Here is an 18,898-nt window from a genome sequence, read left to right on the forward strand (position 1 = left end):
TTTGGGCTTGTCACATGCAAATATTGCAAAACTATTTCCGGATGCTGCCATGGCTGTAAAAGTCGCCTGCGGCATTCTGCAGCAGGAAATTGCAATGACCGATTTGTTTCCCGATCCCCATCGCGTGCCGGACGCCGCGGCCCTCGCGCAGGCGCGCGCGATCCTTGAAGCTGCACGGGACGCGGTGCTGTCGGTTCTGGACCCCCAAGGCTGGCCGATGGTGTCGCGCATCGCGCTGCAGGCCGATGCCGAGGGGCGACCTCTCGCCATGCTGTCGGACCTGGCCCTGCACACGGCGGCGCTGAGGGCCGACCGCCGCGCGGCCCTGCTGCTGGACGCGCCCGCCAAGGAGCCCGGGCGCGGCATGTCCCTGACCCACGCGCGGCTGTCGCTGCAGGTCGAGGCCTGCCCGGTTCCCCCCGCCGAGGACGAGGCGCTGCGCCGCGCCTGGGTCGCGCATGACCCGAAGGCGGCGGTCTATGCGCGCCTGGGGGATTTCCGGCTGTGGCGGATGCTGCCGCGCGGCGGATTGCTGAACGCGGGCTTCGGCCGAGCCTACCGCCTGACCGCCGCCGACCTTGCCTTCGGCGGGCATGACGAAAGGCCCGGCGACTGACCGCCGGGCCCTGCCCTTTCCCTTCGCCCCGCCCGGGATCTATTCGGGCTGGTCCATCCTGACCCTGAGGGCCATCGTCCCCCGCACGGGCTGCGAGAAGTCCAGGACCACCTGGTTCTTCGCGCTGCCCTGCCCGGTGGTGATCGAAGGCAGGTCGGTGTTGCGCGCGCCGCTCGCGGTCTGGATCGCGCCCTCGGCCACCACGGACTCGACCTTCATCGAGCGCCCGTCGAAGGGCAGAGCGCCCCCGGTCGCCACCACCCAGCGGGCGGCGGCCGTGTTCTGGCTGTGGCTGATCGACAGCGGGTTCGTCGTCGGCGTCCGGACCCCGTTGAAGGTATTCCCCTCGAACCGGACGTTGCGCATCTTGCTGGCATCCAGGTCGGCGAAAGTCCTGTCCACCCGCTCGACCCGGTCGATCTGCGAGTAAAGCGACTTGAACACGTTGCCCATCACCGTCAGCCCCTGCAACGAATGCCCGCTGCCATAGGGCTTGATGACGATCCACGAGAAGTTCGCCACGGTGTGCGAACACAGGAAGGTGTTGCCCGTCATCGTCAGGCCGCCGAACGGGGGCTGGCCGTCCGAATCGGGGCTGGGGTGATGTTCGTTGGTCCATTCGACGCTGGCGTTGTCGATGTAGTTCCCCGTGACCGTCACCTGCGCGTTGCGCCCCGTCAGCACCAGCCCCGCCGTCCGCAGGCCCGAGTTCTGGCTGTCGCCCTGGAACCAGTGGTTGCCCGTGATCAGGTGCCCACTGCCCGCCGCCACGCAGAAATGGCCGAACCGGACAAAGCGGTTGTCGCGGATCTTGGCGTCGTTGTTGTTGATGTTCAGGCAGACGCTGGTGCGGTCCTGCGCGGGCCGGCCCATGTCGTCGGCCATGAACTCGCAACGGTCGATCAGCAGCCCTTGGCAGGCCTCGCCGATCGAGGTGATGCAGCGATCCTTGGCGCGGGTGAAGAAGCAGTCGCGGAAGGACCAGAGGCCCCCCTGCGGCGGCAGCATCACGCCGCTGGCGATCCCGTCCAGCCCGAACTCGACATTCATGAAATAGAACCGGTCCACCTGCCGGACGCCCGAAAAGTCGAAGGCATAGCGATAGCGCAGGAAGCTGTAGTTGCGGGTGCCCGCGCCGCCATGAAGGGGCTGCGACAGGGTCAGCGTGCCCGCGGCGATGTTTTTCGCGCGCACATAGACCTCGCGCCCGACGCCGGGCCCGGTCACGCGCGAGCCGACCTCGATCGCCGCGACCTGGGCCACGTTGCGCAGCTCCTCGCCACGGGCGGGGTCGTAGGTCGCGGCCGAGGCCACGGTGCGCGTCGCCCAGGCGGGCCCGTCCACGACGGCGATCTGTCCGTTCGCGACGACCCGCCGCGTGGAAAACTCGGTCAGCCCCGGAGCGATCTCCCCGATCACCAGCGGCTCGGTCAGGTTCACCGTGCGGCCGCAAAGGTCGAAGATGTTGTGGTCGCTGTAGTCCAGCAGCGCCTGCATTCCCCGCTTCATGCCCTCGGTCTCGTCGCCGAAGGCGTCGGCATAGCTGGGCAGGTCGAAGTTGCGCCTCAGCGCCAGCCGCGCCGTGCGCGGCATCCGCAGCTTGCCCACGAAGCGGACCGGCTCGCTCATGCTCAGGTCGCCGTTGATGAGATAGGTGCCGGCGGGAACCAGCACCTGCCCGCCGGCGGCCGCCGCATCCGCGCGCAGGAAGGCCGCGCGGTCGTCCGTCACCCCGTCCCCCATCGCGCCATGGTCGCGCACGTCCACCCAGTCGATCATCGAGGGCACGAAGGCGGCGGTCACATCCTCGATCTTCAGGTTCTCGATGCGGACCGCGCCGCCGTTCGGCCCGATCAGGTCCAGCCCCATGTGCCCCAGCGTGGCGGTTGGCCCCCAGCCCATGTTGACGCCGGGCCGCACGGCGGTGCCCACGATGGCCGACACCTCGACCACCGTGCCATAGCCCGGCAGCGCCACGGCGGGCCCGCTGTCGGGCACGCCCCCCACGCGCTGGCGCTGCGCTGTTCCCGGCCATCCTGCGACGCGGACAAGGGGCAGGTTGCCCGCGATCCCCTTCACCCGCGCCGAGATCCGCAGGTAGGTGCCGGGAAAGATCGGCGTTTCCCCGGTGAAGCGGATGCGCGTGACATCCGCCTGCTTCACGACCTCCAGACAGGCGCCGAAGTCCTGGTCCGCCGGAACGATCGCCGCGTTTGGGGCGCCGGCCCAGGTCGCCTCGCCCGAAAGGCCGTTCGCCTGGGACCAGGCGCCCAGCCCCGCGCTGAAGCCGGGAGGCATCAGTTGCAGTCCGGCGGTGATGGCGATGTTCATGCGCTCTCGTCCTCTCTCAGGGCGCGAGGACGAAGGCCCCGCGGTCATGCGAGGGAACCTGCCGGACGAGCGTTGACGCGCCGTTAACCGACCGGGCGGCGCAACGGGGAACGCGGCAACGGGAAAGCGCGATCCCCTGGGCGCAAGGCCTACTCGGCCGCCGCGCCCTGAAGCTCTCCGGCCAGGGCGCGCTCGATCAGGGCGCGGGTTTCATCGACGCCGTAAAGCGCGATGAAACCGCCGAAGCGCGGCCCCTGATCGGCGCCCAGCAGCACCTGGTAGAGCGCCTGGAACCAGTCGCGCAGCGGCTCGAACCCATGTTCGGTCCCGACGGCGAAGACCATGGTCTGCAAGGCTTCCGCGTCGGCGGGCTGATCCCACGCGGCCAGCCGCCTGGACAGGTCCTCCAGAGCCGCGCGTTCCTTGTCGGTCGGCGCGCGGAACTGCCGGGTCGGCGCCACGAAGTCGTTGAAGTAGCGCACGGCGAACTCGGCCGCGGCATCCAGGTCGGGATGCGTTTCCGGCGAAGCCTCGGGCGCATAGCGGCGGATGAAGCCCCAAAGACCGTCCTTGTCCTTGGCCCCCGCCACCGAGGCGAGGTTCAGCAGCATCTGGAACGGCACCACGAGGTTCGACTCGGGCACCTTGCCGCCGTGGATATGCCAGACGGGGTTTGCCAGCTGCTGCTCGGGCGTCTGGCCCGGGAAGGCGCGCAACTGCTGATGGTATTCGTCCACGGCCTTGGGGATGACGTCGAAATGCATCCGCTTCGCCGTCTTGGGCTTCTGGTACATGAAATAGGACAGGCTTTCCGTGGCCGCGTAGGTCAGCCATTCGTCGATGGAAAGGCCATTGCCCTTGGATTTCGAGATCTTCTGCCCGTGCTGGTCCAGGAACAGTTCATAGGTGAAATGCTCGGGCGCGCGGCCGCCCAGCACCTCGCAGATGCCGTCATAGATCGGCGTGTTGGTGGAATGGTCCTTGCCATACATCTCGAAATCGACGTCCAACGCCGCCCAGCGGGCGCCGAAGTCGGGCTTCCACTGCAGCTTCACATGGCCGCCCGTGACCGGCAGGGTCCATTCGCGGCCCGTCTCGTCGTCGAAGGTGATCTCGCCGCGCACGGCGTCCACGTTCTTGATCGGCACGTACAGGACGCGGCCGGTTTCCGGGTGGATCGGCAGGAAGCAGGAATAGGTCTGCTGCCGCTCCTCGCGCAAGCTGGCCAGCATGATCTCCATGATCGCGTCGTAACGTTCGGCCGCCAGCCGCAGCGTGTCGTCGAACTGGCCCGACTTGTAGAACTCGGTCGCGCTGATGAACTCGTATTCGAAGCCGAAGGTGTCCAGGAAGCGGCGCAGCATGGCGTTGTTGTGGTCGCCGAAGCTGGGATATTCACCGAAGGGATCGGGCACCGAGGTCAGCGGCTCCTGCAGGTGCTGCCGCAGCATCTCGGTGTTCGGAACGTTGTCCGGGACCTTCCGCATCCCGTCCAGGTCGTCGGAAAAACAGAACAGGCGCGTGGGGATATCGCTGATAAGTTCGAAGGCGCGGCGGATCATCGTGGTCCGCGCGACCTCGCCGAAGGTGCCGATATGCGGCAGGCCCGAGGGCCCGTAACCGGTCTCGAACAGGACGTATCCCTTCTCGGGATCCTTCTTCTCGTAACGTTTCAGCACCCGACGGGCTTCCTCGAAGGGCCAGGCCTTGGAATTCATCGCCGCATCGCGCAGGGTGGTCATGGGTGCTCTCCGTCCGTTCGGCATTCGCCGTAATGGCCGGTCCGTGCATCGTCAATATTTCCAATCCTCTCGCGGAGCCGCCGATGAGCCTCGACCTGCCCTCTTTTTCCCCCTGTGACGCCCTGGTCGCCGTGATGGTGGCCATTTCGGCCTCGGGCAAGGGTCTGGGCACGGCCGAGATGGTGGCGATCGAGCGGCTGGTGGACCATACGCCGGTCTTTGCCACCTATGACATCGACCGGCTGCGGGCCGTGTCCCAAACCGTCCTGACCATCTTCGAGGACGAGGAGGGCCTTGACGCGCTGTTCGGCCTGCTGCGCGAGGCGCTGCCACCGAAGCTGCACGAAACCGCCTATGTGCTGGCCTGTGACGTGGCGACTGCCGACGGCAAGCTGGGGCAGGACGAACTGCGGATGCTGATCGAACTGCGCGACGAGCTGGAGATCGACCGCCTGCACGCCGCCGCCATCGAACTGGCCGCGCGGGCGCGCAACCAGCGGCTTTGACTGCAAGGACTCAGGTTTTCCCTGCAATGCCCCGATGGGCCTAGATTTCCGGTGGCAGCGGATGGAACGGCTCGGGCGCGGTCACGCTTGCCGCAACCAGGTCGCGTTGCAGCAGCTTCGCCCGCCTGACCCAGGCAAGGCTTCCCTCGGGCCAGTCCTGACCCTCGGTCGCCGCGCGACGCCGATCGTCCGCGACCAGCGCGGCAAAGGCGACCTCGGCCCCCTGCAGAAGGGTCGCATAGCCCGCAAGGCAGGACACGAAGTTCAGCGTCCCGGTCTTGGCCTGGACCAAAGGCGCCCCGCCCGCCCCGCTTCCGCCCGCGTCCGGGCCCAGCACGTCACGCAACGGGTCGGCGTTCAGCAGCGGCCTCAGTTCCCCGCGCGCGGCGGGCCGCGCCAGCATCCTTGCCAGCACCCCGGCCGAGATGCGGTTCCCCGCGCTCAGCCCCGAGTGATCAGCCAGTTGCGCCGGGCCTGCGCCGGTTTCGGCCAGCCATCCGGCCATCGCCTGAGCGGAGGCCACCTGCCCGTCCGCCCCGCTGGCGGCCAGCCCCACGACCTCCGCCGTCAGGTTGGTCGAGTGCTTCAGCATCCCGTGCAGGATCGCGGGCAGCGGTTCGCTGTCGCGCCGTGCGATCTCGGCCCCCGAGGGTGCCGTGTCGATCACCTCGGGCGCGGGCAGTGGCAGTCCGGCCGCGCGGGCGAGCGTCTGGAAGACGTCGCCCGCATAGGCCTCGGGGCGGCGCACCGGCAGCCAGCGGGTGCCGCGCGCCGACAGCCCCCGGCGCGGGATGTCCCATTGCTCGCGCCCGCCGCTCGCCCCATGCAGATAGGCGCCCCCGCCGGGACGGACCGCCGCCGCGATGCTGTAGGCGCGGGGCGAATGTCCCTCGGCCCGCGCCTCGAGGCTCAGCGCGCAGTCGGTCTCGCAGCGCCAGCCCAGATGCACGCGGTTGAAGTTGAGGATCATGCCGGAAATGGCGGGATTATAGGCCAGATGCGCCGCCTGCCCTGGCGCGATCTGCTCGACCCGCGGCAGCGCCCCGCCCCAGACGACGAAGCGCGCGGGCCGCCAGTCCCCCACCGCCCGCGCCGTGTCCTGCGCCAGGGCCGCCAGCCCGTCCGTGTCCAGCGTCGGATCGCCCCCGCCCGCCAGCACCAGCGTGTCGCCATCCCGCAGCACGCGCGTGGTGAAGCGGTGCCCCGCCCCCAGCCGGTCCAGCGCGTAAAGGGCCGTCACGGTCTTCAGCGTGCTCGCGGGCGGCAGCATCATGTCGGGCTGGACGGACATCCCCGCCGTGCCGCTGCGCAGGTCGATGGCCACGAAGCCCAGGTCGGCCGCACCCAGCCTGGCGCGTTCCAGCATTTCCGCAGGGGAAGGCAACGGCCTGCGGCGCGGGCGGTCGGCCCAAGCGGGCGCGGCGAAGCTGGTCGCAGCCGCAAGCCCGGACAGAAGAAGCGTTCGTCTTTTCATTATCATGGCGCCCAGTCTTAAGCCCGGACCCGGCGACGGCCAACCCGGCCCGCCTCGACCAGCCAGGCCACCAGCGCCAGACCCACCACCAGCAGCAGCCAGGCCCAGGGCGGCAGCAGCGGCCGGATGGCAAGGCCGTCCACGGCCTCGGCCTCGCGCGGGGTGATGGCGATCCAGGGGCGCTGGATGCCTTCGCCATGAGCCTGCCGCTCGACAGAAACGGTGCGCAGGTCCGGCACACCCTCCGACAGCGGCAGGACCGTGCCGTTCGTGGCTTGCGCCAGCGGCTCCAGCCGCGCGCCGGTGGCGACGGTCTGCTCGAACTCGCGCGGGGCGCTGGGGCCGACCGCCACGACGCGCGACAACTCGCCCTCGGCCAGCCGGTACAATCCCGGTCCCGGCGCCTGCCAGCGGCCGGTGAAGCGGCCCTCGCCCGCAGGTTCCAGCGTCAGTTCGGCCGTCGCGCCATCGGCCTGGGTGATCGTCACGGGACCGACCGCATCCTCCATCGTCCGGCGCGTGACGATCAGGCCAAGGTTGCCCGAAAGCTGGACCTGCAGCGACTCCTCCTCGAGGTCCGGTTCCTTCATCGACCAGTGGGCCACGCGGCGCAGAAGCTCGGCCTGCGGCCCGCCGCCCTCGAACCCCCGCGCCCACAGCCACACCTGGTCCGAGGTCAGCAGCGCCACCCGCCCCTCGCCCACGCGGCTGGCGATCAGCAGCGGCCGGCCCTCGTCGCCGGTCATCAGCACCTCGGCATCCGGCTCGGGGATCACGTCGCCCATCCGCAGCCAGCGGCCCCAGTGGGGCGCATCCGTGCGTTCGGGGTCGGGCGCGCCGGGCAGCGCGGCGGTGACCGGATGGCGGCGGCCTTCTCCGGTCAGTTGCGGCAGGAAAGGCGCGTCGAGGAAGAGCCCTGTCGGCCGTCCCGGCAGGATCGCGCCCAGAGGCGACAGGTGCAGGCTTTCCACGCTCGCCGCCTCGGACCCCGAGGACACCAGCAGCGCGCCGCCGTTTTCCACGTAACGGCGGATGTTGTCGAAATAGGCGGAGGGCAGGATGCCGCGCACGCTGTAGCGGTCGAAGATGATGAGGTCGAAGTCCTCGATCCGCTCCTCGAACAGCGCCTCGGTCGGAAAGGCGATCAGCGCGAGTTCATCGACGGGAACCCCGTCCATCTTGTCCGGCGGGCGCAGGATGGTGAAATGCACCAGATCGACATTCGTGTCCGATTTCAGGATGTTGCGCCAGACGCGGCTGCCGGGATGCGGCTCACCGGACACCAGCAGCACGCGCAGGCGGTCGCGCACGCCCTCGATTTGGATGGCCGCGCGATCGTTGAGGTCGGTCAGCTGCGGCGGCTCGCCCTCGGGCGGGTCGATCGAGACGGCGACGACGTTCTGGCCCGGATGCTCGGGCGTCACGGGGATGTCCAGCGGCATCCCCGGCGGGATCGCCACCACCTCCTCGCGCGCGCCGTCGATTGAGACGCGCAGGGTGACGGCCCGGCCCTGGACCTCGTCGGGAACGGCGCCCTGATCCTCGACGCGCAGGCGGATCGTCACGGGCTGGCCGATCAGGCCGAAGGCGGGGGCTTCCTCGACGACCAGCCGCCGGTCCCAGTCCGAGGGCTGGCCCGTCAGCAGCACATGGACCGGCGCGGGGGCGGTCGCAGGCAGCGAGGGGGCGTCGTGCAGCTGCCCGTCGGTGACGACGATGGTGCCCGCGACGCGCGCCTCGGGTTCGGCGGCCAGCGCGCGGGTGATCGCCTCGCCCAGGCGCGTGCCGTCGGGATCGTCGCCGACCGTGATGCGGCGCAGCTCGGTCCCCGGCCTTGCTGTCAGGCGTTCGGCAAAGGCGTCCGCCGCCGCGCGGGCCTGTTCGGCGCGGCCCGGCAGCGACTGGCTCGCACTCTGGTCCTCGACCAGCAGCACGATGTCCGAAAGGCCCCGGCGCACGCCCGTTTCCAGCGTCGGCCCTGCCAGCGCGGCTGCCGCCGCCAGCCCCGCGAGACCCCGCCACGGCCAGCCGCGCAGGCCCCGCCACCAGGCCAGCCCGGCCGCCAGCAGCGCCAGCGCCACCAAGGCCGCCACGAAGGGCCAGGGCAGAAGCGGATCGAAGCCCAGCCGCGTCATGGCAGCAGCCCCGGCACCTGCAGGGGCGGCGGCTCGCCCTGCTCGCGTCCCAGCCGTTCCAGCAGTTCGGGAACATGGACCTGGTCGGACTTGTAGTTCCCGCTGAGCGCATACATCACGAGGTTGATGCCGAAGCGCAGCGCCAGTTCGCGCTGCCGCTCGCCGTCGTAGCCCGAGCCGATGACGTAGCGCGGGCGGCCGAACTCGTCCTCGGCCCAGGCCTCGGCCCAGGAATTGCCGCCGATTACGACCGGCGAGACGCCGTCGTTGGACGGCCCGAAGGCGCCCTGCTCGGCGCTGGCCTGCGCGGCCTCGACCCAAACGGTCGCGCCCTGCCAGCGGCCCGGAAAGTCGTCCAGCAGGTAGAAGGCACGGGTCAGCACGTGGTCGGCCGGCACAGGGCCAAGCGGCGGGATGTCCAGCGGCGCGGCCAGTCGCTGCAACGCCTGCGCCGAGCCCGGCGCGCCCGTGCCCGCCAGGTCGCCGTCGCGCGTGTCGAACAGGATCATGCCCCCTGTCCGCAGAAAGCGGTTCAGCCGCGCATAGGCCTGCGGCGAGGGTAGCGGCTGGCTGTCGGTGATCGGCCAGTAGAGGAAGCTGAGAAGCGACAGGTCGTCCTCGTCCAGCGCCACGGCGACGGGCGTTCCGGGCTCGACCGTGGTACGCGCCCAGAGGGCGGCGGTCAGCCCCGCCAGCCCGAGGTCCGAGGCTTCGTCCACCTCGAGATCCCCCGTGACCACATAGGCAAGCGCGCTTTCCCCCGCCGCCTCGGAAAGCCTCGGGTCCAGTTCGTCCTGCGCCCGTCCCATGGCCGGCGCCAGCGAGGCGGCGGCAAGGGCCAGCAAGCCGCGCCGGGTCAGACGGACGCTCATGCCGCGGCCCTCCGTCCGCGGCGGCTGCCCGCGATCAGCGCGCTGCCCAAGGCGTCGGCCGCCAGCAGCATCCCCGCCAGCGCCAGCAGCCACCCGCCCAGGGGCGTGCCGGGGGCGGTGCCGGTCGCCTCGACCGTGGCGCCGGGCCATGCCGCGGGCACCAGCGGACCGCCGCCCGCGTTCAGCGCCGCCCGGCGCTCGGCCGCCGCATAGACACCCGCCGGGGCCAGCGGGCCGGGACCAGTCACGAAGTCAGGGGCCGGCACGGGGGCGAGGCCCTCGGGCTCTCGCGGGCGGCCGAAGCCGTCCAGCACCAGTTCGGCGGTCCAATGCGCGGCCTCGGCGGGATCGGCGGGCTCGGCCGGGCTGCGGCGAGCGGATTGCACCATGCGATCCAGCATCCCCACGAACAGGCCGGACAGGGCGAGGTTGCTCCACTCTGCATTGGCCGTGGTGTGGACAAGCATGACCTGCCCCTCGCCGAAGGGCGCGCGGGTGACCAGCGGCGTGCCGTCGGCAAGCTGCACGAGGGTGCGATCCGGCAGTTCGGGGTCGGGTTCCGGCAGAAGCTGCGCGCGCACGGTCACGTCGGCGGGAATGGACAGCCCCGCGAACAGCCCGTCAGTCGGGAAGGCCGCGATGGCGCGCGGCTCGCCCCAGCTAAGGGCGCCGCCCGCGTCGCGTCCGCCGGGACGCAGGCGCACCGGCAGCAGCGGGTCGTCGGCCAGCGTTTCCTGCGCGGCGACGCGGGGACCGGCGAAGCGGATCAGCAACCCGCCCTCGTCGACCCAGTCGGCCAGGGCGTCCGCCTGCGCGCCCGGGGCGGCATCGACCAGAACCACGACGTCGGGCGCGGCGGGCAGCACGTCGGCCAGGCCGCCCTCGACAAGGTCAGCCGAAGGGGCCAGCGCCTGTCGCAGATAGTGCAGCGGCGACAGCAGGCTCTGGCCTTCCGTTGTGCGGGCATCGCCCACCAGCGCCACCTTGCGCCGCCGCACGCGGTCGTCGGCCAGGACCACCGCGCCCGCCGAGGCCTCGCCCTCGATGGCGAAGCGGGTGATGCGGTTGCGCAGCTCGGGCGGCAGGTCGATGGGAAGGGTCGCGGCGATGGTGCCGTCCCCTGCGGCCACGGGCTCGGGCGGGGTCATGCGCGCCAGTTGGCGCGGCACACCCTGCGGGTCGGGGCCGATCGCCAGCACGTCGGGCAGCGGCCCCGGCGCCGAGGCGCGCAGCACCAGCGAGGGTTGCGGCGTGCCCTCCAGCGCCAGGGATCGCAGGATTCGCGGCGGCGGCACAACGGTCACGGCCCCGCGCGACGTCAGCGCGGCCAGCAGCCCGGCGTGACCGGGATGGTCCAGCCCGTCCGACAGCCACAGCGTGTCGAAGGCGGCGGGTGCTTCGGCCAGCATCGCTGCGGGGTCGTCGGGATAGCGCGTGGCCCAGGGCTGCGGCGCCGCGGCACGCAGGGCGGCTGCGGCTTCGGCGGCGGTCCCGAAGACCGGCCCGGCGCCGCGTCCGCCCTGCCCGTCCGCGATCCACAGCGCGACGGGGCGGCCCTGCCCCTCGGCCTGCTCCAGCGCGGCGAGCCCGCGCGCCTGCGCCTCTTGCCAGCCCGGCGCGGCGGCCCAGCCGGCATCGGCCAGCACCAGCAGCGGTCCCGAGCCCGAGGTTTGCGGCCCCGGCTTCCAGACCGGTCCGGCCAGCGCCAGGATCGCCGCCGCCACCGCCAGCAGGCGCAGCACCAGCAGCCACCAAGGGGTGTGCCGTGTGATCGGCGCAGGGTCGGCCAGCCCCAGCAGCAGCGCGGTGCCGGGAAAGACCACCTCGCGCGGCGCGGGGGGTACGGCGCGCAGCAGAAACCACAGCACCGGCAGCACGGCGCCTGCGGCCAGCATCCACGGCACCGCAAAGCCCAGGGGGCCCAGCACCATCATGGCGCGAGCGCCTCGTACAGCCACATCAGCGCGACCGAGGGCACGGCGGCCGTGTCATGCGTGCCGAAGCGCCAGCCTGCGCCCGCCGCAAGGCGCGACAGTTCGGCCCGCCGTTCCGCCAAACGCGCCAGATAGGCATCCCGCAGGCCCGAGGCGTTGCGCGTCGAATGGACATCCCCGCCGGGCGAACGGAAGCGCACCGCACCACCGAAGGGAAAGCTTTCCTCGACCGGGTCCAGCACCTGCAACAGCGCGCCGGGACAGCCCAGCGCCGCCGCCTCGGCGAGGAAACCCCGCAGCGGCGCGGGATCGCCGAGGAAGTCCCCGAATAGCACGACCCGGCGGTGCGACCGCAGCGTTTCCCGGCCCGGCAGCTCGTCCTGCGCGGCCAGAAGGTCCCGGCCCAGCGCCTCGGCCTGCGTCCGGCCCGCCTTGGCCTCGGCCGCACCGACGCCGACCCGCTCGCCTCCCCGCAGAAGGACCAGCCCCAAGGCCAGCGCCAGCAGCCGCCCCCGGTCGCCCTTGGTCGGCCGCGCGGGATCCCCCGTCCAGCCCATCCCCGCCGCGCCCGAGACCCACAGCGCCGCCGACTGCGGGGCCTGCCGCTCGCGTTCGCGCACGAAGGCCGCGTCGGACCGGGCCGAGCGGCGCCAGTCGATCAGTCCCGCCGGATCGCCCGCCACGGCCGGGCGGTATTGCCAGAAATCCTCGCCCGTGCCCGCACGGCGCAGACCATGGGCGCCCGGATCGACCGTGACGGCCAGACGCTCGGCGGCCAGCATCAGCTCGGGCAGGCCGGCGGCGGCCGTTTCGGAGCGCAGGCGCAGCGCGACCGCGTCCTCGCGCGCGGGCCCGCTGGCGCGGCTGGACCGGAGGGGGCGCATCGCGGGGCTCAGGCGGCCGCCCGCAGGCTTTCGCCCATCAGCCGGGCGATCACGGCATCTGCGGATTCGCCCCGCGCGCGGGCGGCAAAGGACAGCGCCATGCGGTGACGCAGCACGGGCGCCGCCATGGCGGCCACGTCGTCCAGCGTCGGCGCGAAGCGGCCCTGCAGCACGGCCCGCGCCCGCGTCAGCAGCATCAGCGCCTGCGCCGCGCGCGGCCCCGGCCCCCAGACCAGCGTGTCGCCCAGCCAGCCCGGCGCCTCGGCGCTGCCGGGACGGGCCGCGCGCACGAGGTCGAGGATCGCCGCCGTCACGCCCTCGCCCACCGGCATGGCGCGCACCAGCCGCTGGGCCTCGATCAGCGACCCGGCGTCCAGCACGCCGTGCGGCCGGTCCCGGTCCAGGCCGGTCGTGGCCAGCAGGATCGCGCGTTCGGTGTCGCGGTCGGGATAGTCGATGTCCACCTGCACGAGGAAGCGGTCCAGTTGCGCCTCGGGCAGCGGATAGGTTCCCTCCTGCTCGATCGGGTTCTGCGTCGCCAGCACGTGGAAGGGGCGGCCCAGCGGGCGATGCTGGCCGCCGATCGTGACCTCGCCCTCCTGCATGGCCTGCAACAGCGCCGACTGGGTGCGGGGGCTGGCGCGGTTGATCTCGTCGGCCATCAGAAGCTGCGTGAAGACCGGCCCCTCGACGAAGCGGAAGGCGCGGGTGCCGTCGGCGCGCATGTCCAGCACCTCGGAGCCGAGGATGTCCGCCGGCATCAGGTCCGGCGTGAACTGGATGCGCGCGCTGTCGAGACCGAGGACCGTGGACAGCGTATCGACCAGCATGGTCTTGCCCAGGCCCGGCTGGCCTACCAGCAGCGCGTGGCCGCCCGACAGGATCGCGGCCAGCACCTGTTCCACCACCTCGTGCTGCCCGACGAAGCGCCGTTCGATGCTGGCGCGGGCCTCGGTCAGCCGCGCGGCCAGAAGGGTGGCATCCGCGACGAGTTTATCTTCTGCGGCCATGACTCTGCCTCTGGGGCTGCTATAGTCCCGACCATATTGAGGGACGACGGAAGGCTCCACTGGCAATGACGGACATGAGGGAAAATTCCGGGCACGATCGCGCGACCAGGGGCGGCAGCATCGCCGAGGCCGCGCGGCAGGCAAAAGGCCGCGGCCCCGCGCCCGTCCACCTGTGGAACCCGCCCTACTGCGGCGAGATGGACCTCGAGATCCTGCCCGACGGCCGCTGGATCCACGAGGGCACGCCCATCGGCCGGCCCGAGATGGTGCGGCTGTTCGCGTCCGTGCTCAAGCGCGAAGGGGACAGGTTCTTCCTTGTCACGCCGGTCGAGAAGCTGGGGATCCGGGTCGCGGACGCGCCCTTCCTGGCGGTGGACGCGGACATCGACGCGGACGAGATCCGCTTCACGACGAACGTGGGCGAGGTGGTCGTGGCCGGTCCGGACAACCCCATCCGGGTCGAGCAGCGGGACGGCGCCCCCCGCCCCTATGTCCATGTCCGCAGGGGCCTTGACGCCCTGATCGACCGCAAGACCTTCTATCGGCTGGCCGAGGCCGCACAGCCCGATGAACTCGGGCGGCTGACCCTGCGCTCGCACGGGGCGACCTTCGTGCTGGAGGCCTGAATGGCGCGCTTTGCCGCCAACCTGACGTTCCTCTTCACGGAACTGCCGATGCTGGAACGCTTCGCCGCCGCCCGCCGTGCCGGGTTCGAGGGCGCCGAGGTGCTGTTCCCCTATGACCTCGCCGCGCCCGAGCTTGCCTCGGCCGCGCAGGCCGCGGGGGTCGAGTTCGTTCTGATGAACACCCCTCCCCCGAACTGGGCCGGCGGTCCCCGCGGCTTCGCGGCCATCCCCGGCGGAGAGGAGCGGTTCCGCCGCGACTTCGACCGCGCCCTGCGCTTTGCCCAGGCGCTGCGCTGCCGCCACATCCACGTGATGGCGGGGCGGGCCGAGGGCGAGGCCGCGCGCCGGACCTTTGTCGAGAACCTGCGCTGGGCCTGCGCGCGGGCGCCCCATGCCAGCCTGCTGGTCGAGCCGATCAACCCCGGCGACATGCCCGGCTATTTCCTGGCCGGCTTCGATCAGGCAGCCGAGCTGATCGACGAGGTGGCCGCGTCGAACCTCGGCCTGCAGTTCGACGCCTACCACGCCCACCAGATCACTGGCGATGTCATCGCCTGCTGGGACCGCCATGCCGCCCGCGTCCGGCACATCCAGATCGCGGGCGCGCCCGGCCGCCACGAGCCCAAGGGCGGCGAGATCAACTTCGCCGAGTTCTTCCGGCGTGTGGATGCCTCGGGCTATCGCGGCTGGGTGGGGGCGGAATACATGCCCGCCACCACGACCGAGGCCGGGCTGCGCTGGCTGCGCGAGGGCGGGGCATAGGGCGGCCGTGAAGGCACGGCGCGCGGCAAGCACGCATCCTGCGAGCGACATGTCCGGCCGGGCGATCGAGCCGGGGGCCCGGACCGCCGGGCATCGCACGCATCGCCCTTTGGGACAGCTGCGCCTCGGGTGCGCGGCGCCTTCCGCGATGCCGTCCCCAGACGGATGCCTTCGCCACGGATCTGACATCCTCGCCACGCCCACACCCCCTGCCCTGGCCCTTTCCCGCGTCGCCGGTTCCGGGCCGCGTACATGACGGCTCAGGTTCTTGCAGCCCTGTCGCCGGTCGTCCTGCTGATCGCGCTGGGGTTCCTGCTGCGCCGGCGCCGCTTTCTGGACGACCGCTTCTGGCCCCAGGCGGAACGGCTCAGCTACTTCATCCTGCTGCCAAGCCTGTTCTTCCACGGGCTCGTCACCGCCGACACCGAGGCGCTGCCCATCGCGGCGCTGACCTTCACGCTGGTCGCGGCGATCCTGGGGGTGGCGGCACTGGCAGTGGTGCTGCGGCCGCTGATGGGGATGGACGGGCCGGGCTTCACCTCGGTCTTCCAGGGCAGCATCCGGTTCAACAACTATGTCGGCGTGACGCTGGCCGCGGGGCTGTTCCCGCAGAACGGCGTCGCGCTGGCGGCGATCTGCAACGCGGTGATCGTGCCCACGGTCAACATCCTCTGCGTGCTGGTCTTTGCCCGCCACGGCACCGTGCGGCTGGGCCTGCGCGGGGTCGCGCGGCAGCTTGCCACGAATCCTCTGGTCGTGGCCTCGGTGGCCGGGATTGCGGCCAAGGCGGCAGGGTTGCAGATGCCGCCGGGGATCGGACCCGCGCTGCGGTCCCTGGGCGCGGCCTCGCTGCCGCTGGGGCTTCTGTGCGTGGGCGCGGCGCTGGAGTTCGCGGGTGCGCGGCGCTGGGTCCGCCCGGTCGCCATCGCCTCGGTGCTGAAGTTCGGAGCGATGCCACTGGCAACCATGGCCGTGGCCCTGCTGGCCGGGCTGGACGGCGAAGCGCTGGTGACGGCGCTGGTCTTCCAGGTGCTGCCGACGGCCTCGTCCTCCTACATCCTCGCGCGGCAGCTGGGTGGGGACGCGCCGCTGATGGCGGGCATCACCGCCGTCCAGACGGTGCTGGCCGTCGCGGCGATCCCGCTGGTCCTGGCCCTGCTGCTCTAGGCCCGGGGACCGAAGCTTTCGACCCACTCGGTCAGGCGCGGCAGGCTGTGGCGTTTCAGGTCATAGCTGCTGGTGATCGTCGCCCGCGCCGCCGCCTTCAGGCGCCCGGCCTGCGGGTCCCCTTCCAGCGCGCGGATCAGGGCAGCCTCCAGCGCGGCCCGGTCGTGGAACGGCACAAGGCGGCCGTTCTCGCCATCCCGGATCAGTTCGCGCACCGGCTCGGTGTCCGAGCCGACGATCAGGCAGCCCGCCGACATCGCCTCGGTCAGCGACCAGCTGAGCACGAAGGGATAGGTCAGGTAGCAGTGGACGCGCGACACCTGCAGCGTGGACAGGTAGGTGCCATAGGGCACGCGGCCGAGGAAATGCACGCGGTCGAGCGGCAGGCGGTCCCCGACCTCGGCCAGCATCTTGGCCTTCCAGCTTTCGGCGTCCGACGGCTTGCCGCCATAGCTGACGCCATCGCCCCCGATCAGCACCACCTGCGCCTGCGGCCGTGCCGCCAGCACGGCGGGCAGCGCGCGCATGACGACATGGAAGCCGCGATAGGGTTCCAGCGAGCGCGAGACATAGGTCAGCACCTCGTCGCCCGCGCGCAGGACGCGGCCATCGGGCAGCGCCAGGGTGGCCGCAGGATCGGGCCGCACGCGTTCGGTGTCGATGCCGTCGTGGATGACGGTCAGCTTGGACCGCAACTCGGGCGGGAAGCTGTCGGCCTGATAGCGCGTGGGCGACAGTCCCGCATCCGCCTGCACCAGCCCCTGGATCAGGTGGGCCGAGCGGGCCACCGTGCGGACCCGCGCCTCGTCCGTGCCGGGGCTGATCTCGGGGTCGAAGCCCACGTCCTGGCCGCGCGTGCGGTACATCAGTTCGGCATAGACCAGCAGCTTCGCCTCGGGCCAGATCTCGCGCAGGAACAGCGTCTCGCCCCAGCCGGAATGGCCGAAGATCACGTCGGGGGCGTAGCCGTGGCGATCCCTCAGCGCCCGCGCGCCCCGAGCGGCCAGCCAGCCTCGTTCGGCCATCTCCGCATAGGTGCGGCCCAGGGTGTTGCTGGTCGTGACCTGCGGGGGCTTGGCGTATTTCACCACCCGCACCGGGCTGGGACGCTGGTTCCCTTCGTCCGTCATCGCCAGCACGTCATGGCCCCGGGCGGCGAGCGCCGGGGCAAGATGGGGGAACTGGCCGGGAAAGTTCTGGTGAACGAAAAGGATCTTCACGCCGGGCGGTCTTTGCTGTCGTGGAAGGCCGCCGCCATCAGCGCGCGGGTGTAGTCGCTTTGGGGGGCATCGAAGACCTGCGCGGTCGTGCCCTGTTCCACCACATCGCCCGCGCGCATCACCATGATCTGATGGCTCATCGCGCGGACCACGCGCAGGTCGTGGCTGATGAACAGGAAGGCAAGCCCGTGGCGGCGCTGAAGATCGCGCAGAAGCTCGACGATCTGGACCTGCACGGTCATGTCGAGCGCGCTGGTCGGCTCGTCCAGCACCACCACCTTGGGTCGCAGGATCATGGCCCGCGCGATGGCGATGCGCTGCCGCTGGCCGCCGCTGAACTCATGCGGATAGCGGTCCATCGAGGCGGGGTCGAGGCCGACCTCGGCCATGATCCCGGCCACCATCTCGCGCGGGTCGCGGCCCTTTTCGACGCCGTGGACGCCCAGGCCCTCGGCGATGATCTGGCCCACGGTCATGCGGGGGCTGAGGCTGCCGAAGGGGTCCTGGAAGACGATCTGCATGTCGCGGCGCAGCCGGCGGAGGCCCCGGCCCTGCAAGGCGGAAATGTCGCGGCCCATGTAGACGATGGGCCCATTGCTTTCGATCAGCCGCATGATCGCCAGCGCCAGCGTCGTCTTGCCGGACCCGGATTCGCCCACGATCCCCAGCGTCTCGCCCGCCCGGACGCGCAGGGTCGCGGCGTTCACCGCCTTGATGTGGCCCACGGTGCGGCGCAGGAAGCCGCGCTTGATCGGGAACCAGACGCGCAGGTTCTCGGTCGAGACGATCTCGGGCGCGGCAGGGTCGATGGGCTCGGCGATGCCCTTGGGCTCGGCGGCCAGCAGCTTGCGCGTGTAGGGATGCCGGGGGTTGCGGAAGATCTGCTCGACGGGGCCCTGTTCCACGATCTCGCCGCCCTGCATGACGCAGACGCGGTCCGCGATCCGGCGCACGATCCCGAGGTCGTGGCTGATGAACAGCATCGACAGCCCTTCGTCGCGCTTGAGTTCGGCCAGCAGGTCGAGGATCTGCGCCTGGATCGTCACGTCCAGCGCGGTGGTCGGCTCGTCCGCGATCAGCAGTTCCGGCCCGTTCGCCAGCGCCATCGCGATCATGACGCGCTGCCGCTGGCCGCCGGACAACTGGTGCGGATAGTCCGCCAGCCGGCTTTCGGCGTCCCGGATGCCGACGCGGGTCAGCAGTTCCACGATCCGGGCGCGCGCCGCCGCGCCGGTCAGCCCCTGGTGCAGGGCAAGGCTTTCGCCGATCTGACGTTCCAGCGTGTGCAGCGGGTTCAGCGAGGTCATCGGCTCCTGGAAGACGAAGCTGATGTCGTTGCCGCGCACGGCGCGCAGCTTTTCCTCGGGCGCGCCGATCATCTCGGTGCCCTGGTAGAGGACGCTGCCCTCGATCTGGGCCGAGGCGCCCAGCAGCCGCACGGTGGCCAGCGCCGTGACCGACTTGCCGGACCCGGATTCACCCACCAGCGCCACGGTCTCGCCGCGTTTCACCGTGAAGCTGACGCCCTTGACGGCGGGGGTCGAGCGCCCCTCGTTGACGAAGCTGATGCGCAGGTCGCGGATGTCGAGGACGGCATCGGCGTCGGCCTGGGGCCGGGG

13 protein-coding genes and 1 pseudogene are annotated in these 18,898 nt (G+C 71.3%); 5 read left to right on the forward strand and 9 right to left on the reverse strand.

All coding sequences use genetic code 11. The features are described 5' to 3' along the window. Positions 1 to 94: 94 nt before the first annotated feature. Complete coding sequence (locus CK240_RS09355) at positions 95 to 616, forward strand: pyridoxamine 5'-phosphate oxidase family protein (protein ID WP_095640076.1); 522 nt, start codon at positions 95 to 97, stop codon at positions 614 to 616. A gap of 39 nt (positions 617 to 655) precedes the next feature. Here CK240_RS09355 and CK240_RS09360 read toward each other — a convergent pair whose 3' ends face one another. Together CK240_RS09360 and CK240_RS09365 are read right to left on the reverse strand one after the other, a co-directional pair. Beyond that, positions 656 to 2,947 carry a glycosyl hydrolase family 28-related protein gene (locus CK240_RS09360; RefSeq protein ID WP_095640077.1) on the reverse strand — a complete coding sequence of 764 codons (2,292 nt, stop codon included), beginning with the start codon at positions 2,945 to 2,947 and terminating at the stop codon, positions 656 to 658. A gap of 149 nt (positions 2,948 to 3,096) precedes the next feature. After that, positions 3,097 to 4,689, reverse strand: coding sequence for a lysine--tRNA ligase (locus tag CK240_RS09365; protein WP_095640078.1), 1,593 nt, complete (start codon positions 4,687 to 4,689; stop codon positions 3,097 to 3,099). 83 nt (positions 4,690 to 4,772) lie between these two features. On the opposite strand from CK240_RS09365, the gene CK240_RS09370 reads away from it, so the two are divergent. Next, complete coding sequence (locus CK240_RS09370; RefSeq protein ID WP_095640079.1) at positions 4,773 to 5,195, forward strand: tellurite resistance TerB family protein; 423 nt, start codon at positions 4,773 to 4,775, stop codon at positions 5,193 to 5,195. Between the two features lie 40 nt (positions 5,196 to 5,235). Here the strand turns inward: CK240_RS09370 and CK240_RS09375 are convergent, their stop codons facing one another. The 5 genes and pseudogenes from CK240_RS09375 to CK240_RS09400 form a co-directional block, all read right to left on the reverse strand. Then, positions 5,236 to 6,669, reverse strand: a complete 1,434-nt coding sequence (locus CK240_RS09375) for a D-alanyl-D-alanine carboxypeptidase (protein WP_205957801.1) — start codon at positions 6,667 to 6,669, stop codon at positions 5,236 to 5,238. A 17-nt stretch (positions 6,670 to 6,686) separates the two neighbouring features. Then, the gene (locus tag CK240_RS09380) at positions 6,687 to 8,804 is read right to left on the reverse strand and encodes a hypothetical protein (protein ID WP_095640081.1); all 2,118 of its coding nucleotides are present in this window, start codon (positions 8,802 to 8,804) and stop codon (positions 6,687 to 6,689) included. Next, positions 8,801 to 11,610: pseudogene (locus CK240_RS09390) on the reverse strand (DUF4159 domain-containing protein). Before CK240_RS09390 ends, CK240_RS09380 begins: the two are co-directional and overlap by 4 nt. Continuing rightward, positions 11,607 to 12,494: a DUF58 domain-containing protein gene (locus CK240_RS09395; protein WP_095640084.1), complete on the reverse strand. Its 888-nt coding sequence runs from the start codon at positions 12,492 to 12,494 to the stop codon at positions 11,607 to 11,609. The pseudogene CK240_RS09390 and the gene CK240_RS09395 overlap by 4 nt, the downstream one beginning before the upstream one ends. Positions 12,495 to 12,502: 8 nt before the next feature. Continuing rightward, positions 12,503 to 13,504 carry an AAA family ATPase gene (locus tag CK240_RS09400; RefSeq protein ID WP_095640085.1) on the reverse strand — a complete coding sequence of 334 codons (1,002 nt, stop codon included), beginning with the start codon at positions 13,502 to 13,504 and terminating at the stop codon, positions 12,503 to 12,505. A gap of 74 nt (positions 13,505 to 13,578) precedes the next feature. Between CK240_RS09400 and CK240_RS09405 the strand changes: the two genes are divergently transcribed. From CK240_RS09405 to CK240_RS09415, 3 genes are all read left to right on the forward strand, one after another. Further along, complete coding sequence (locus tag CK240_RS09405) at positions 13,579 to 14,130, forward strand: DUF1285 domain-containing protein (RefSeq protein ID WP_095640154.1); 552 nt, start codon at positions 13,579 to 13,581, stop codon at positions 14,128 to 14,130. Next, a complete protein-coding gene (locus CK240_RS09410) occupies positions 14,131 to 14,892 on the forward strand; it encodes a hydroxypyruvate isomerase family protein (protein ID WP_095640086.1) in 762 nt (253 codons plus the stop codon). It abuts the gene before it with no gap. 252 nt (positions 14,893 to 15,144) lie between these two features. Further along, entirely contained in the window at positions 15,145 to 16,059 is a 915-nt protein-coding gene (locus CK240_RS09415) for an AEC family transporter (RefSeq protein WP_095640087.1), read from the forward strand. Here the strand turns inward: CK240_RS09415 and CK240_RS09420 are convergent. Continuing rightward, complete coding sequence (locus CK240_RS09420; protein ID WP_095640088.1) at positions 16,056 to 17,279, reverse strand: glycosyltransferase family 4 protein; 1,224 nt, start codon at positions 17,277 to 17,279, stop codon at positions 16,056 to 16,058. The genes CK240_RS09415 and CK240_RS09420 overlap by 4 nt on opposite strands. Further along, entirely contained in the window at positions 17,276 to 18,862 is a 1,587-nt protein-coding gene (locus CK240_RS09425; protein ID WP_205957805.1) for an ABC transporter ATP-binding protein, read from the reverse strand. Before CK240_RS09425 ends, CK240_RS09420 begins: the two co-directional genes overlap by 4 nt. Positions 18,863 to 18,898 lie beyond the last annotated feature (36 nt).

Origin of the sequence: Paracoccus salipaludis (assembly GCF_002287065.1) — a bacterium.
GTDB lineage: Bacteria > Pseudomonadota > Alphaproteobacteria > Rhodobacterales > Rhodobacteraceae > Paracoccus > Paracoccus salipaludis.